We start from the raw sequence: 16,396 nt of genomic DNA on the forward strand, positions 1-16,396 counted from the left end.
CCTTTGGGATCTATTTGTAAAAACAAATAAACCCGCAGGCGAACCTGCAGGTTTATTGCTCTTATTTACGAGGCATAGCCACAAAATGTCCTTTGGAAACCTCAACCAGCTCGGAGTTCTCCAAGTCGAAGGCACCGCCGGAGCCGGAGTCGTTTTTGCCGGAAATCGGACCCGATGCATCGTCCTCCAGCAAAATCCGTTTCTTGTTGGCTTCCACTTCCGGGTCCGGAACCGGAATCGCGGATAAAAGCGTTTGGGTATATGGATGCTGAGGATTAGAGTAAAGCTCTTCGCTCGGCGCAAGCTCTACCACTTTGCCCAGATACATAACGGCTACGCGGTCACTGATATGTTTAACCATAGACAAGTCATGGGCCACAAACAAATACGTAAGTCCCAGCTTGTTCTGCAGTTCAGTCAGCAGGTTTACAACCTGAGCCTGAATGGATACGTCCAGCGCGGAAATCGGTTCGTCACAAATGATGAACTTCGGATTTACCGCAAGAGCGCGGGCAATCCCGATCCGCTGGCGCTGACCGCCGGAGAATTCATGCGGATAACGGGAAGCGTGGTCGGATTTAAGTCCTACCATATCAAGCAGCTCTTCCACCCGTTTCTTCCGTTCCTTACGGCTGCCGGCAAGGCCGTGAATATCAAGCGCTTCGCCGATAATGTCCATAACCGTAAAACGCGGGTTCAACGAAGCATAAGGATCTTGGAAGATCATCTGCATATCGCGGCGCATCGCTTTCATTTTACCCGGGGACAGCTTGTAAATGTCCGTGCCTTCAAACCGAACGCTGCCCGCAGTTGGCTCGTACAAACGGAGAATCGTACGACCAGCGGTCGATTTACCACAGCCGGATTCCCCTACGAGACCCAGGGTTTCCCCTTTTTGAATCGAAAAGCTGATATCGTTAACGGCCTTCAAGGTTTTGCCTTGACCAACGTTAAAAAACTTCTTCAAACCGTCTACTTCAATTAAAGGTTGACTCAAGACGGATTCACCTCCTGTGCCATTGGATGATGCAGCCAGCAGCGAGCCATATGCGTTTCGCTGAATTCAGTCGGATCTGGATCAATCTGTTCGCAGACCTTCATAGCATGCGGACAGCGTGCCGCAAACGGACAGCCAACAGGCGGTTTGATCAAATCCGGCGGCGTACCCGGAATCGGGATCAGCGGCTCGTCTTTGCTTTGGTCAACCCGCGGCAGGGAACGAAGCAAACCTTGCGTATAAGGATGGCTTGGGTTTTTGAAGATCTCCCATTTCGTTCCTGTCTCCACCACTTCACCGGCATACATAACAATAACGCGATCACACATGCCGGCTACAACACCGAGGTCGTGTGTAATCAAAATGATTGACGTACCCAATTTTTGCTGCATGTCTCTCATGACATCCAGGATTTGAGCTTGTATCGTAACGTCGAGCGCGGTCGTTGGTTCGTCCGCGATAAGCAGCGCCGGCCGGCAGGCCAGTGCAATCGCGATCATAACCCGTTGACGCATGCCGCCGGAGAATTCGTGCGGATACTGGTTATAACGTGCTTCAGCGTTTTTGATGCCAACCATTTTCAGCATTTCAATGGCTCTCTTTTTCGCCTCTTGCCCGGACAGGTTCTGGTGTTTAATCAAACCTTCCGTGATTTGGCGCCCTACTTTAATAGTAGGATTAAGGGAAGTCATCGGATCTTGGAAGATCATTCCGATATCTTTACCGCGGATACTTTCCATTTGTTTGTTCGTTTTATTCAGCAGGTTCTCGCCCTGGAAAATAATTTCGCCATTCTTTACAAAAGAAGGAGGTGATGGAATAAGACGCATAATCGATTGCGCGGTAACACTTTTACCACTACCGGATTCACCTACGATGGCAATGGTTTCCCCTTTGCCTAGTTCAAAATTAACGCCGCGGACAGCTTGAACCTCTCCGCCTCTTACTTTGAAGGAAACATGCAAATCTTTAACCTGCAAAATCGGTTCCATGGTTTCACCTCCTATTTTTTCAATTTAGGATCAAGCGCGTCGCGAAGACCGTCGCCAAAAATGTTAAATGCAAGCATCATTACACTGATCAGAATGGCAGGGAACAACATGCGCCAAGGATAATACATCCAGCCTGTCAGAGCGTCGTTAACCATGGAACCGAGGGATGCAACCGGTGCCTGTACACCCAGACCCAAGAAGCTGAGGAAGGCTTCCGAGAAAATCGCATTCGGTACGGACAAAGTCAACGTTACAATGATCGGACCTACCGCATTCGGCAGCAGGTGACGGAACAGCAAACGTCCGGAGCCGGCGCCCATCGAACGGGAAGCAAGCACGAACTCGCGGTTTTTGAGCTGCATAATTTCACCGCGGACAATCCAAGACATATTGATCCAGCCTGTAATCGTCAAGGCCAAGATAATCGTTCCCAAGCTTGGCTCGAACACGACCAGAAGAAGAATCGTAACAAGCAGATAAGGAATAGCGTACAAAATTTCAGAGAATTTGTTCATGATTTCATCGACACGGCCGCCGAAGTAACCCATGACTCCGCCGTAAATAACTCCGATAAGCAAGTCAATCAGAGCCGCTACCAGGCCAACGATCAAGGAAATCCGGGCCCCCATCCAGGTACGGACAAACATGTCCCGGCCCAAATCATCCGTGCCGAACCAATGCTCAGCCGAAGGCTTCTGGTTCGTTGCGAGCAGATCATTTGTATAATAATTGAATTTCGAAATCCATGGGCCAATGATGGCCATAATCACAATTAAAGCCAGAAGAATCAAAGCCCCCATAGCTACCTTGTTTTCGATAAGCCGCCGCCAGGCGTCTTTCCAGGCAGAAACGCTCTCACGCTGGATAACCTCAGCGTTTTTCTCAGATGTGTCCAATTTGCGGAAATCATCGGGCGTCAATGCCACGTTTGGTTTAACAGCAGAGTTGGAATCTAAAGACATCGGTTAGCCCTCCTTCCTTGAACTTAGTTTCACGCGTGGATCAACTACAACATACAATAGATCGGAAACCAATCGAGCAAGCATCAACAGAACGCCGTAGAAGATGGTAATCCCCATAATAAGCGGATAGTCCCGGTTTGTAATCGATTCGACAAATTGTTTGCCGATGCCGCCGATCCCGAAGACCTGCTCGATAACTACCGAACCTGTTACGATGTTAGCCGTCATAGGTCCCATATACGTAATGACTGGCATAATCCCGTTTCGCACTACGTGTCTAAACATGATGGTAAACCAATTCAGACCTTTTGCTTTTGCGGTTTTGATATAATCCGCATGCAGGACTTCCAACATGCTGGAACGTGTCAAACGGGCTATAAAGGCTATCGGCTGCGCCGACAACGCTACAACCGGAAGCACGTAATCGAGCGGCGTTTCAAAGCCAGCAACCCTAAAGATATGGAGCTTAAAGGCAAAGAAAAACTGAAGTAAAGCCGCGAGCACAAAGCTTGGTACGGCAATTCCCAATACAGCCAGAACCATCGCAACATTGTCGATCAACTTTCGGTGATAAAGCGCCGCGAGCATCCCCAGCAGCACACCGACAATAAGCGACACAACGATCGCGATAATCCCCAGTTTAAGGGAGGCTGAGAAGGTTTTCAGAATTAGCCCGGTAACATCCTGGTTTACGTGTTTCATCGAAATCCCAAGATCACCTTGAACGATGTTGCCTAAATATTTGCCGTATTGTACATACAGCGGTTTATCGAATCCGTACTGTTCAAACAGACGTGCTCGAATTTCGGGCGGAACTTTTTTCTCGGACTGGAACGGGTCACCCGGGATCGCTTTCATCAGAAAGAAAGTGGCAGATACCAAAATAAACAGGGAGACCAGCAAATAGAAGACTTTACTTAACACGTATCGAAACATGCCCGAATTTGCACCTCCTTTGTCGAATAAAAACACAAAAAAAATTTTACCTAAATAAGCGGACTTTGTCCAATGCGATACATAAAAAAACGGGATATATGTGGATATCCACACATATATCCCATAAGTTATAAAGTTAAAGCAAGTTCTTCAAAAGATTGAAGTTCTTAGTGTTCAAGCAGGTAAGCTCTGGAGTAGTCAACGGAACCGCTGTAATCCAAAGTTACACCTTTCAGATATGGTTTAACCAATGCCGGGTTGGTGTAATAGTAAATCGGCATGATTCCCATTTGGTCGCCGATCAGGATTTGTTCGGCTTTACGGAAGTCTTCCATACGAGCTTTGTTGTCAGGGTTTTTGTATGCATCTTCAACAAGGGAATCGTACGTTGGATCGTTCAGTTTAATATCGTTGTTACCGCTCTTCGTTGTCCACATATCAATAAAGGTCATTGGGTCGTTGTAGTCAGGCACCCAGCCGGCACGAGCAACTTGGAAGTCGCCGCTCTGGCGGTTTTTGATAAATACGCCCCACTCTTGGTTTTCGATTTTAACGTCTACGCCAAGATTTTTCTTCCACATGTCAGTAATTGCCAAGGCAATTTTCTTGTGGTTGTCATCGGTGTTGTAAGTCAAAGTAATTGGAGGCAGGGAAGTAATTCCTTCTTCAGCCATACCTTCTTGAAGCAATTTCTTAGCTTCAGTTACGTCTTCTTTGAAGTAATCTTCCGGATACTCTTCACGGAACGATTTCTCAGCTCCGTTGATGCCCGGAGGAATCAACCCGAATGCAGGAACTTGGCCCGCTTTAGTTACGTTGTCAACGATCGCTTGACGATCGATTGCCATCGCAAATGCCTTGCGGATTTTAGCGTTATCGAAAGGTTTAGCTTTTGTATTGAACTCATAATAGTAAAGACTTGCTACCGGATCGATATGGAACTCGTCTTTATATTGGTCTTTCAAGATCTGGATTTGGTCGGCAGGAATGTTGCCGTTTGGCTGACCTGCACGATCAAGCTCGCCGCTTTGGTACGACAAAACTTCAGTTGCTGCGCTGTTAACGACAGTAGCTTTAATTTTGTCCAATTTAATGTCTTTATTATCCCAGTAGTTAGGATTTTTGGTGAATTCCATTGATTGACCTGTTACCAGGCCAGTCAGCGTGAATGGACCGTTGGTAATCATGGTGCTTGGATCTGTTGCCCATTTGTCGTTATCCGCAACGGACTTATGCACTGGGAAATAAGTGTAGAAAGAAGTCAAGTTAACAAAGTAAGGCGTTGTATTCTCCAAAGTCACTTCAAGCGTATAATCGTCAACTGCTTTTACGCCAACTTGGGAGAAATCGGTGATTTTTCCTTGGTTATAGGCTTCAGCATTCTTCAGATAAAACAATTGGTAAGCATAAGCTGGAGCCGGTTGAGTTTTAGGATCAAGAACGCGCTGCCAAGCAAATACGAAATCATTTGCTGTTACAGGGTCGCCGTTGCTCCATTTAGCATCTTTGCGAAGATGGAAAGTGTAGACTTTGCCAGTAGAGTCTGGCTCCCAGCTTTCCGCAACGCCCGGAACTTCTTTGGAGTTCTCGTCGACACGAACCAAACCTTCATACATCAGGTTCAATGCTGTGTGCGCCTGGTTGTCCTGCGCTTGTGCAGGATCAAATGTCGGCACATCAGCCGCAAAGTTAATGCGGAGTGTTTGGTCTGCTGCCAATTTCTCTTCACCGCCAGCATTGCTGCTGCCAGTATTGCTTCCTCCGTTACCGCTGTTTGCTGCAGAGTTGTTATTGTTGGAACCGCAAGCGGCCAATACAAAGCTTACAGCAAGAACAAGCGTCAGAAGGACAAGCCATCTTTGCTTCTTCATGTAACTTTTCCCCCTACATATTTAGTGTGGTTTATTTTTCAGATTATACAACCGATGGTTGAAAAAATCTATCATTAATTTTGAAGAAATCAATTATTTCCTGAAGTAACCTTACATGAAAGTGCTTTAATTTCCATTTTACCTTCATTACCTGACATGAGGTGTGAGCATCACTGCCTTTATTTCCCTATTTTACTAAACTGATCTTGTTCCTGAGTTTGTCTCTATTCCTCAGATTAAGAGTTAATTGTTATACTGCCCATATGTAAGGAAAAAATCCAATAATAAAGAAAATCAGGTAGGCCACACTGGTGAGAAGAAACGAAAGCCGCCATACAGCCTTAACAAGGCGTTTAGGGTTTACTTGTCCTTTGAGCCGATTCTGGGCGCTGCCGATCAGCCCGCCGCAGACCAGCATAAACAACAAGATCAGATAGAACCCAAATCCGGTTCCAAAAATTTGATTGAACAAAGCCGAAACCGAAAGAATCAAAAACAAGGTTGTTATATCCATAGCCAGCAGCAGCGACCTTCTTTTGTCCCGCTTCCATATATAGGAACCTGCATAGACCAGCAGAAAAGGAATGATCGGGAGAACGCTTAAAGCGATAAAAGGTTCAAGGATTGCCATGTTTCCACCAACCTTTCTCTATTTACGGATTGCTTAATCCTCTGATTAACCGCCATACCAATTCATGCGTAGGAGCTTCCATACCTGCTTTGGAGGCCAACTGGGCCAAATACCCGTTGATAAAATCCACTTCCGTCTCTTCTCCCCGCTGGACATCAGCCAGCATAGAGGAAATATTGCCTGAAGTTGCCCGGCAGATCCCCATGATCTGCTCTCTGATATCGGCATCATAAGGAATTCCGGACCGCTTCAGCACTTCAAGGGCCTCATCGATCAATTTGTTCAGGACGGCCTTTCGTTCTTCGCTGGCCAGCAGCTCCCCATTCGGAATACGCCAAATAGCAGTAAGAGGATTAATAGCCGCATTGATCAGAAGTTTCCTGAACATCTCTCTTTCGATATCTTTCGCCATTAACGCGCTAAATCCTGCCTGATCCAGAAGAACGGCAAACGCCTCAAGCCGGCCCCTCTCGGCCTCAAAGGGGATGCCCAGCCGGGTTTCTCCGGGCATCGAACGGATCACATGGTTGGCTGAAAGCTTTTTTGCCCCTTCTGTAGTGATGGCCGCATACAGCTGATCCTGGTTCAAATAGCGGGAAAGAAGGTCCAGATGCCCCATTCCGTTTTGCAGACAAAGAACTGGAACGCGGGATTCCTTCAAGGGAGCAAGCGATTCGAGCAGAGCAGAAGTCAAATGGCGCTGTTTGACGGCCAGCAGGACCCATTCCGCTGCTCCTGCTCTCTCCGAGAAGCCGCTGGACAAAGCCGCCGCCCGGATTCCCGGGCCGGTTACCCTTCGAAGCTCGCCCTGACTTTCCAGCACAAGCCCCTGTCCGTTGATCTGCCGGGCCTGTTCTTCCGTTCTCGTCCAAAGATATACGTTATGGCCTGCGGCCCCCAGCCCGCCTGCTAACAGCAGGCCAATAGCGCCAGCCCCAATAATATCGATGTTCAATGCCTTTCACTCCTTTTTGCTCCTTCATAGGCCGCTTGGCTCTTTTCTTTTATACCAAAGTTTGCCGAAAAGCAAAAGGACCGCCATGAAAGGCGGTCCTTTATCGGGTAATCCGGATCCTGCATTTGGGAATCAGGCTACTCCATACGCTCCAGATTTCCGTTCGCATCCATTTTGAACTTGGACTTTTCTTCTTCTTCCTCATTCAGGAAAGCCAGCCTGCGCGCCCGATCCATAATTTGAATCAGAGCTTTATAATCGTCATTAACCACTCTATAGTCGGTTTGGACTTCATTGACCTGGTGCGAGAGGCGTTCATTTTCCTCTCTCAGCATGGCGAGCTCTTGTTCTTTCTCCTGAAGCTGCTTCTCCAACATTCGGAGCTGACGACCATTGTCCTGCAAGGAACCCTTCCAATTTTTCAGAAAACGGATAACCGCATCAATGGAAAGGCTTTCTTCACTAAAGTTCTCGTTTTTATACAAGTTTTCTTCTGTCTCAGGCGCAGCCAGGCCTGCAATCGCCACATTTCCCGGGGAATGAGGCTGCTTCTTCAAATAATTGCGTTTCTGGCGCTGAGCCTTGGCCACCTGGATGGCAGATTCGTATCTTTTGCGAACGCAGCTGTTCCATCTAAACCCGCATGCGGCGGCGGTTCTTCCGATCCGCTCCCCTACTTCTTCAAAGGCGGTTAATTGGGTGCTGCCCTCACGAATATGGCGAAGTGTCACCTCCGCCAAAATCAAATCATCTTCGGCACTCCATGCGTCTTGTCTCACTGCTGTCATGCGATATAAACCCTCCTAACGACATCCTGAATGATCAGTCTATAACAACCGGCTTCTCCGGCTGTTCGATAATGAAAAAACTGCTTAATACATCTCTATGCCTCTCTTAAAGTTCATAGAATCTATTTGCTATTTGTATTTCCATTTTTTCGTGTCCGCATACCTGCTGCGAAATGTAGCTAAGGCTTGTCGCGTCAAGAGCGGCCAAGTCGGCGGTAATCCGGCCAATTTGGAAGGTTTGGTCTTATTTTTGAACAAGTTATCATATAGTTATATGTATCTTTCACTTTGACTATCTAGGAGGGGTGCGTTTGCTTCATCGGACGTTGAAACTCTGGATCTCCGCCGCCCTGCTTGCCGCCTCCATTGTTACTCCCGCTTTATCGCTGGCCGATCCAGGTTCCGACGAAACCCAGAAGATTCTGGAGAAAAGTTTGTCCGTTGTGGAGATCGACCGGGAGATCACTAAAATTGAACAAAAACAGCAGCAAATCGAACAATCCATCTCAGAAAATACGTCCCGTCTTCAAATTCAGGAAAATGATATTGCTGCGGCCAAACAAAGGGCCGGGGAACGAATCAGGGCTTATTATATGGGGGAACAAGAAGATTGGCTCGGCGCCCTGCTGTCCGTCAACAATTTCCGGGATTTCTTAACCGTTTTGGATTATATCGGCCTGATTTTTGAACGTGACCAGGAAGTTATCGGCTCTTACCAGCAGTCTTATAGAAACCTCCAGCAGAACAAACAACAGCTGGAGCAGCTGTCTGCAGATCTCATCAAGACAAAAGCAGACCTGGTGGCGCAGAGAGAACGGGCTGTTGCTCTTCAGGCCGAGGTGGACCGATCCGTCGAAAGCAGCAAGGACCCCGAGAAGTTAAAACAAATGATTGAAGATCTGGGTAATTTCTGGAATGATGTCGGACTAACGGAAGTCCGCAAATATTTTAAAGCGCTGGACCAAGCCATGAAGGATTTCCCCGATTTCGTTAAACAGTATGACGGCAGTCTTGCCACCAACGGTTTGAACTACACCTTAACGATTAAGGAAGAAGACCTGAATGCCTTCTTGCGCTCCAAAAATACCTTATTCAACAATTTTTCTTTTCAATTCGAACAGGACCAGGTAATCGCCGAAGGGCAGGAAGGCGACCTGAAGCTGCGCCTGGAAGGCCATTATACGGTCACGGATGATCCTAAGAATGCCATCTTGTTTCATGTGGATAAGCTGATTTTTAATGGTCTGACCCTGCCGGATACGACAGCCCGAGAACTCGAGCAGGATTTCGACCTTGGCTTCTACCCGCAGCAGATGATGCCTTTTATCAAAGCAACGGCCGTTGAGCTGAAACCGCAGCTGATGACTGTAAAATTAAAGCTCGCCCTGTAAAGGGCGAGCTTATTTTAGATTCTAGGATCTTGAACAGGCGTTTACCGATTCGGTTTCAGATCGGAAGCCAGCTGATTCATGAAGGCATCTCCTGTCGTTTGTCCTCGCAGAAACGGCACGGCATGCTCTGACACCAGCGAGATCACCGCTTGCGTATTTTCTCCTACCGGCAAAGACCACAATATATTTTTGTCCCCGGCGGCCTCAAGCCATGGTGAAATCCTGTTCTCTTCAGTGGCATCGTATAAGGATTTCAAGGCTGGAAGACTGCCTGTCTTCTCATACCAGAGCTTCTGCTCCGCCGCTTCGGTCATCGCCGTGATCCAGCGTCCGGCAGTTTCCGTGTCAATCGTTTCAGCGGTGACAACAAAGCTGTGTCCAAGCAGGGTGATCCGGTTTGAAGCCTCCGTCCCCCCTCCCGGTGTCTCCGCATGAAGTCCCCTCTCAGGATGAGCAACAAACTCTGAATAAGGAACCAGGGCCAGCACTGTCTGCCCTTTCGCGACCTGCTCCAGCCCTTCTCCTGCGCCCTTCTCTTTCAAATCGGACAGACCTGGACGAACGGACTCGATCAGACGGATAGCAGCCCTGTCCTCTTCTGAAAGAACGGCTGACGGCGCGCCGGTTTTTAGGCTCAGGTTAGCCCCGAAACGATGAAGCAAGGCGAGTACCGCCTGCGGATCCTCCAAATCAGCGGATAACAGCTTCAAGGTCTTGGGCTCCCCCCGTTCCTTAACCGCTTTATACAGCTTGTCCCACTCTGCCTGCGTTTCAGGAAGCCTGTTCATGCCAAGCTTATTGATCGTCTCGGGATTATACACCAGAACATAAGGATCCATATCCTTCGGAATCGCCCAAAGATAACCGTTCCATTCGCTGAACGACTGAAGCGTGCTCAAGGAATTCCCGGCAGCTGCGCCCGAATAATAGTTGTCTACAGGCAGCAGATATCCTTTGACAGCGAACTCCCGGATCCAGGCATTATCCACCAGCAGGACATCCGGGGCATCATGGAGCGCCAGGTCTCCGCGGAACAGGTCATAGACATCTTTTCCGTATTCATTGACCAGATCGACGCTCACATGATAGCTGTCCATAAAAATCCGGGTTCTGTCCTCAAGGAGCTTAAAGGCCTCCGGTTCCAATTGAACCGCTACCCGAATATGTCCCGGCGCTTCCTCGACCTCCCGGTTTGGCGGCGGCGGACTTTCGAGAAATCCCGGATCCTCATTCTGAACGTAAGCCCGGTCTTCCCCCGGAGATAAACTGATTAAGGCGAGCAATAGAATGGCAAAAAGCACCCAGTGGTTTTTACGCTTCACAGCCTGTTCTTCCTCTCATGACTTTGCCGGGCCGGTAGCTTCGCCGGTCAGCGTTTATTTGTTATTGTAACAAAAAACACGCTTATTTGTCCCGTTTGCGCAAGGTAGTCAGAGCAGGCCGCGACTTGACCGCGATAGGGCCTCAAATAGACCCATCCTAGTTACAGCAGATCTGCGGCAAGCTGTGCCAGCTTGGAGCGCTCCCCTTTTTCAAGGGTAATATGTCCGCTGATATTCTGATGTTTAAAACGGTCCACCACATAAGATAGTCCATTGCTTGCAGCATCCAGATAGGGATGGTCAATCTGACCGGGATCGCCCATCAAAATAATTTTACTGCCTTCGCCGACACGCGAAACAATCGTTTTGACTTCATGGCGTGAAAGATTTTGCGCCTCATCCACGATAATATACTGGGACGGAATGGAACGCCCGCGGATATAAGTCAGGGCTTCGACCTGAATGCTGCCGAGTCCCATCAAAATTTTATCAATATCGCCGGCTTTTTTAGTATCAAACAAATATTCCAGATTATCATAAATCGGCTGCATCCAGGGACGCAGCTTCTCATCCTTTTCTCCCGGCAAATAACCGATATCTTTCCCCATCGGAACAACGGGCCGGGCAATCAGCAGCTTTTTAAACCGGTGCTCGTCTTCCACCTTCAGCAATCCGGCGGCCAAAGCCAGCAGCGTTTTGCCTGTTCCGGCTTTACCCGTTATGGTGACAAGCGGGATTTCGTCATTCAGCAGCAGCTCCAGCGCCATTCTCTGCTGTGCGTTGCGGGCTCCGATTCCCCATACCGGATCATTGCTTAAAAATAACGGCTCCAGGCGTGTGCCTTCGCTGTTGACTTTGAGCAGGGCGGATTTCCCTGTGCCCATCTCGTCTTTCAGGATCACAAATTCATGCGGATAAAGCGGATAATTCAAGTTCAGCGGTTTGATGGCCAGATAACGGTAGGTGTAGAACTGATCAATTACGGATGGATGAACCATCAGCGTGGAATATCCGGTATACAGCTCATCCGGGTCCGCCGTACGGTCTGTCAAATAGTCCTGGGCCGTTAAGCCGAGCACATCCGCTTTGATGCGGACCAGCACGTCTTTGCTGACCAGAACAACCGAACGTTTATCGGTTTCGGGGAGGTCATTTTGCTCCATGAGATAATTTAACGCGACGGCCAAAATGCGATTGTCGTTTGTGATTTCGCCAAACATTTCCTGGACCCTCACAAAACTTCGATGATTGAGCTCGACCCTCAGCTTGCCTCCGCTGTGCAGGTTGACGCCGTCATGCAGATGTCCAAGCTCCCGCAAGCTGTCCAGTCGCCGGGAGACCCCTCGGGCATTGCGGCCGATTTCATCGGCGTTTCTTTTTTTGGAGTCGATTTCTTCAAGCACTACCGCCGGAATGACAACTTCATTTTCCTCAAAAGCAAAAATCGCATTGGGATCGTGCAGCAGCACATTCGTGTCCAGTACAAATATTTTTTTCATTCGCATCCCCTCCGGTTTTGCATCCCCCACATGTTATACATATTTGATTTGATCGCCGGACAGAATAAGACCCGTAAATTCGATGGAAAAAACGATAAAATTACAATAAAGAAAGGAAGTATGCAGATGCGAAGCTGGACATGTATACTGGCAGCAGCCGTTGCTTTTGCGGCTCTGTCCGGATGCGGATCTCATAAAGGCGCCAATCAGGCGGAACAAACCAGAAATCAAACACAAAGAATGGAAAGCACGGGGCAACTGAACGGGCAGCAGCATAATCAGCGTATCCGCCAGCAGACTAATACCGGCACGGCGGCCAATAACGGGAATGGGAATCAAACCGGTCAATTGGCGGCTGATGCTCATTTGGAGCAGCTGGCTTCCCGCGTTCCCGGAGTTAAAAGCGCTCACGTAGTCATGCTCGGCAATACGGCGGTCATCGGCATTGACGTAGACGGCAAACTGGATCGTTCCCGGGTAGGCACCATTAAATATTCCGTGGCAGAGGCTGTCCATAAGGACCCGCGCGGCGCTAACGCTATCGTGACCGCGGATGCCGATGTGTCCCATCGGTTGGCGGAAATCGGCGCAAGCATCCGCGAGGGCAGACCGATTGAAGGCATGGCTAATGAGATGGCCGATCTCGTGGGACGGCTTGTTCCGCAGCTGCCTTCCGATGTTCAGGAAAATGAGGACAATCAGCAGATTTCACCTTCAGCGGGCCCTGTTAAAGGGCAAAATGTACAGAATCCGGCACAACGCCGTCAGGAGACTCCTGCACAGCGGCCCCATCAACAGATGATCCGCTAAACGGCTTCCGCTCTTCTTAAACATAAAAGACGCCATTTCCCGGAGGAATGGCGTCTTTGTGTTTGATTTAATTGCCTGAATGGGTTGCAGAAGGACCGTCCTGAGCATCCTGAGAGGTCTGAACGGTTTTGCCGGCCAGTTCATCCTTCAACGCCTGTTTGGCTGCTTCAAGCTCATCATCGTGCAGATAGACATACGGGGATTTCCAATCACCTGTAATCGGCATGAAATGAACATTTTCTTTGGAGATATTCCAGTAGGCGGCGATCATATTTTTGATCTGGCCTTGCTCCAGGTCGGTAGTCATGTTGTCGCCGACGGATTCAATCGCTTTACCTGCGCCAAGAACGCCGTTCAGCGATTTGGCCTGGTCGATCAGCGCGTGCAGCACTTCGTTCTGGCGGCGGTTGCGGTCAAAATCGTCGGAAGCATCCGTTCTTGGCGAACAATTGGATTTACGGTAACGTACAAAATCCAATGCCTGTTTGCCGTCCAGATGCTGCTGCCCTTTTTTCAAATTAATATCTGTGCCGTCGGCCTTGTCTCTGTAGCACATGTCTTTATCCACATTCACATCTACACCCTTCAGCGCATCCACCACATCCCGGAAGCCCTGAAAGTTAAGCACGGTCACATAATCAATGTCGAGGTCAAAAAATTTCCCCATCATCGTCTTCATCTCTTCTTCGGCTGAGTTGCCCGTCTTCTTCTCGGCCGCCAGGAAGTTAGGATAAAAAGCGTTGATTTTGTTCGTTTTGTAACCATCCATCGAGAACCGGGTATCGCGCGGAAGCGAAACAACGGTCGCCGATTTGGTCTTTGGATTCATGGCAATAACCATAATAACATCACTAAGATGAGTGCCGGTTTCAGGCCGGTAATCCGTTCCAAGCAGCAGCATTGTGAGAGGTTTAACATTGGCCTCCTGTCCGGCTGCCACCGGCTTGTCCGTACCTGCCTGATTAATGGTTTGATTGACGTTGTAAGCCAGGTATGCGGCATATCCGCCTGCGCCTATAACAAGAATGACAATTAGAATCAGCACAACCCGAAAGAAACGTTTGACAGGTCCCGCTTTTTTCTTCTTTTTCCCCTGCCTCACCGGGGCTCCCTTAGCAGGTTCACTGCCCTTTCGCTGGCTGTGCTGCCTAGGAGGAAGACTTCCATGATCGGATGGACTCATTTTAAACACCTTTTTCATTCATAATATATAAAATGATTACTCTAGAAAAAAGCCGGACACCAAAGCGTCCGACTTCTCTCTGACGGATAACCGCCGGTTATTTATATAACGTTCCGGTCTGATCTAAAGTTACAAAAAGAACGGATTATTGATTAGCGTTTGCCATTTTGCGATGTTTTTCAGCACGTTCGCGTTCGCTTTTGTTCAAAATTTTCTTGCGCAGGCGAACGGATTTTGGCGTAATTTCGCAATATTCGTCGTCATTCAGATACTCCAGCGCTTGCTCCAGAGAAAGCAAACGAGGGGTTTTCATTTTGACGGTGTCGTCTTTGGTAGCCGAACGAACGTTGGTTAATTGCTTCTCTTTGCAGATATTAACCACGATGTCGTTATCGCGGGTATGCTCGCCAACGATCATGCCTTCATAAATTTCGGCGCCCGGTTCTACGAACAGGATACCGCGGTCTTCGATGGACAAGATGCCGTAAAGCGTCGATACGCCGTTTTCGCTGGACACCAGAACACCTTCATGACGGCCGCCAACCTGACCGGTTACAAGCGGTCCATAGCTGTCGAACGCGTGGTTCATAACCCCGTAACCGCGGGTCAACGTCAGGAAGTGTGTGCTGTAGCCGATCAAACCGCGTGCCGGAATCAGGAATTCCAGGCGGACCTGGCCAGTGCCGTTGTTGATCATGTTCACCATTTCGGCTTTGCGGTAACCCAGGCTCTCCATAACGGCGCCCATGTTTTCTTCAGGAACATCGATCATCAGACGTTCGATCGGCTCCATTTTTTTGCCGTCAATTTCCTTGATGATAACTTCAGGTTTGGATACCTGAACTTCATAACCTTCGCGGCGCATATTTTCGATCAGAATGCCGAGATGCAGCTCGCCGCGGCCGGAAACGATAAAGGCATCCGGGCTGTCGGTTTCGTCAACGCGAAGGCTGACGTCGGTTTCGAGCTCCTTAAACAGACGTTCACGCAGCTTGCGGGAAGTGACCCATTTGCCTTCACGTCCTGCAAAAGGACTGTTGTTGACAAGGAACGTCATTTGCAGGGTAGGCTCGTCAATCTTCAGAACCGGCAGTGCTTCAGGGTTGGCCGGATCAGCGATCGTTTCTCCAATGTTGATGTCCTTGATGCCGGCGATAGCGATGATGTCGCCGGCACCCGCTTCTTCAATATCCACACGGCGAAGGCCTTGGAAACCAAAAAGTTTCTCGATGCGGGCGGATTTCTTGCTGCCGTCGCGCTGAATAACCGTAACCGCTTGTCCGGAGCGGATGATGCCGCGGTTTACCCGGCCGATGGCAATACGGCCCAAATATTCATTATAATCCATCAAGGTAACGAGGAACTGCAGCGGCTCGTCTACCTTCTCTTTTGGAGACGGGATATTTTCGATGATGGTTTCGTACAGCGCCTGCATGTTGTCGTCCTGTTTCTCAGGATCAAGGCTCGACGTACCGTTAAGCGCGGAAGCATAAACAACAGGGAATTCCAGCTGCTCGTCCGAAGCTTCAAGTTCGATGAACAGGTCAAGCACTTCGTCAATTACTTCGGCAGGACGGGCTGCCGGACGGTCAATTTTGTTCACAACCACAATCGGAGTCAGGTTGGATTCCAGTGCTTTGCGCAAAACGAATTTCGTCTGCGGCATGCAGCCTTCATAAGCGTCAACGACGAGCAGAACGCCGTCAACCATCTTCATAATCCGTTCGACCTCGCCGCCGAAGTCGGCGTGTCCCGGTGTATCTACAATGTTGATCAGGTTATCTTTGTAATTGATAGCTGTATTTTTAGCCAGAATCGTGATTCCGCGTTCCCGTTCCAAATCGTTGGAGTCCATGGCGCGCTCCTGAACGGCCTCGTTCTCCCGGAATGTGCCGGATTGCTGGAGCAGTTTGTCAACCAGCGTGGTTTTGCCATGGTCTACGTGGGCAATAATCGCAATGTTGCGAATGTGATCTCTTGATTGCATGATTTATCTCCATTTCCTCTCTGTGTTCTCTATTCATCAAAATAAGCGTCGGATCACAAAAAGGGCCGACGC

14 protein-coding genes are annotated in these 16,396 nt (G+C 49.0%); 2 read left to right on the plus strand and 12 right to left on the minus strand.

What is annotated here, in order from left to right; genetic code table 11:
* Positions 1-61: 61 nt before the first annotated feature.
* The 8 genes from AWM70_RS11330 to AWM70_RS11365 form a co-directional block, all read right to left on the minus strand.
* Positions 62-997 carry an ABC transporter ATP-binding protein gene (locus tag AWM70_RS11330; protein ID WP_068696456.1) on the minus strand — a complete coding sequence of 312 codons (936 nt, stop codon included), beginning with the start codon at positions 995-997 and terminating at the stop codon, positions 62-64.
* On the minus strand, positions 994-1,989 hold the full coding sequence (locus AWM70_RS11335; protein WP_068696458.1) for an ABC transporter ATP-binding protein: 996 nt from the start codon (positions 1,987-1,989) through the stop codon (positions 994-996). Before AWM70_RS11335 ends, AWM70_RS11330 begins: the two co-directional genes overlap by 4 nt.
* Before the next feature lie 11 nt (positions 1,990-2,000).
* Positions 2,001-2,951: an ABC transporter permease gene (locus AWM70_RS11340; RefSeq protein WP_068696460.1), complete on the minus strand. Its 951-nt coding sequence runs from the start codon at positions 2,949-2,951 to the stop codon at positions 2,001-2,003.
* A 3-nt stretch (positions 2,952-2,954) separates the two neighbouring features.
* Entirely contained in the window at positions 2,955-3,887 is a 933-nt protein-coding gene (locus AWM70_RS11345) for an ABC transporter permease (RefSeq protein WP_068696462.1), read from the minus strand.
* A 167-nt stretch (positions 3,888-4,054) separates the two neighbouring features.
* Positions 4,055-5,758, minus strand: coding sequence for a peptide ABC transporter substrate-binding protein (locus AWM70_RS11350; RefSeq protein WP_068696464.1), 1,704 nt, complete (start codon positions 5,756-5,758; stop codon positions 4,055-4,057).
* A 250-nt stretch (positions 5,759-6,008) separates the two neighbouring features.
* On the minus strand, positions 6,009-6,389 hold the full coding sequence (locus tag AWM70_RS11355) for a DUF3397 domain-containing protein (RefSeq protein WP_068696466.1): 381 nt from the start codon (positions 6,387-6,389) through the stop codon (positions 6,009-6,011).
* Between the two features lie 22 nt (positions 6,390-6,411).
* Entirely contained in the window at positions 6,412-7,344 is a 933-nt protein-coding gene (locus AWM70_RS11360) for a ketopantoate reductase family protein (protein ID WP_068696468.1), read from the minus strand.
* 137 nt (positions 7,345-7,481) lie between these two features.
* Positions 7,482-8,132 carry an RsfA family transcriptional regulator gene (locus tag AWM70_RS11365; protein ID WP_068696470.1) on the minus strand — a complete coding sequence of 217 codons (651 nt, stop codon included), beginning with the start codon at positions 8,130-8,132 and terminating at the stop codon, positions 7,482-7,484.
* A 311-nt stretch (positions 8,133-8,443) separates the two neighbouring features.
* Between AWM70_RS11365 and AWM70_RS11370 the strand changes: the two genes are divergently transcribed.
* Positions 8,444-9,523 (plus strand): coiled-coil domain-containing protein, encoded by a 1,080-nt coding sequence (locus AWM70_RS11370; protein ID WP_068696472.1) that lies wholly within the window; start codon positions 8,444-8,446, stop codon positions 9,521-9,523.
* 41 nt (positions 9,524-9,564) lie between these two features.
* On the opposite strand, the gene AWM70_RS11375 is transcribed toward AWM70_RS11370, so the two are convergent.
* Both AWM70_RS11375 and AWM70_RS11380 read right to left on the minus strand, forming a co-directional pair.
* Positions 9,565-10,845, minus strand: coding sequence for an ABC transporter substrate-binding protein (locus AWM70_RS11375; RefSeq protein WP_068696474.1), 1,281 nt, complete (start codon positions 10,843-10,845; stop codon positions 9,565-9,567).
* 161 nt (positions 10,846-11,006) lie between these two features.
* Positions 11,007-12,344, minus strand: a complete 1,338-nt coding sequence (locus AWM70_RS11380; RefSeq protein WP_068696476.1) for a PhoH family protein — start codon at positions 12,342-12,344, stop codon at positions 11,007-11,009.
* A gap of 126 nt (positions 12,345-12,470) precedes the next feature.
* Between AWM70_RS11380 and AWM70_RS11385 the strand changes: the two genes are divergently transcribed.
* Positions 12,471-13,154, plus strand: coding sequence for a YhcN/YlaJ family sporulation lipoprotein (locus AWM70_RS11385; protein WP_068696478.1), 684 nt, complete (start codon positions 12,471-12,473; stop codon positions 13,152-13,154).
* 67 nt (positions 13,155-13,221) lie between these two features.
* On the opposite strand, the gene AWM70_RS11390 is transcribed toward AWM70_RS11385, so the two are convergent.
* On the minus strand, positions 13,222-14,337 hold the full coding sequence (locus tag AWM70_RS11390; RefSeq protein WP_068696480.1) for an LCP family protein: 1,116 nt from the start codon (positions 14,335-14,337) through the stop codon (positions 13,222-13,224).
* A gap of 145 nt (positions 14,338-14,482) precedes the next feature.
* Positions 14,483-16,324 (minus strand): translational GTPase TypA, encoded by a 1,842-nt coding sequence (gene typA / locus AWM70_RS11395; RefSeq protein ID WP_068696486.1) that lies wholly within the window; start codon positions 16,322-16,324, stop codon positions 14,483-14,485.
* Positions 16,325-16,396 lie beyond the last annotated feature (72 nt).

It is taken from the genome of Paenibacillus yonginensis (assembly GCF_001685395.1).
Lineage (GTDB): Bacteria > Bacillota > Bacilli > Paenibacillales > Paenibacillaceae > Fontibacillus > Fontibacillus yonginensis.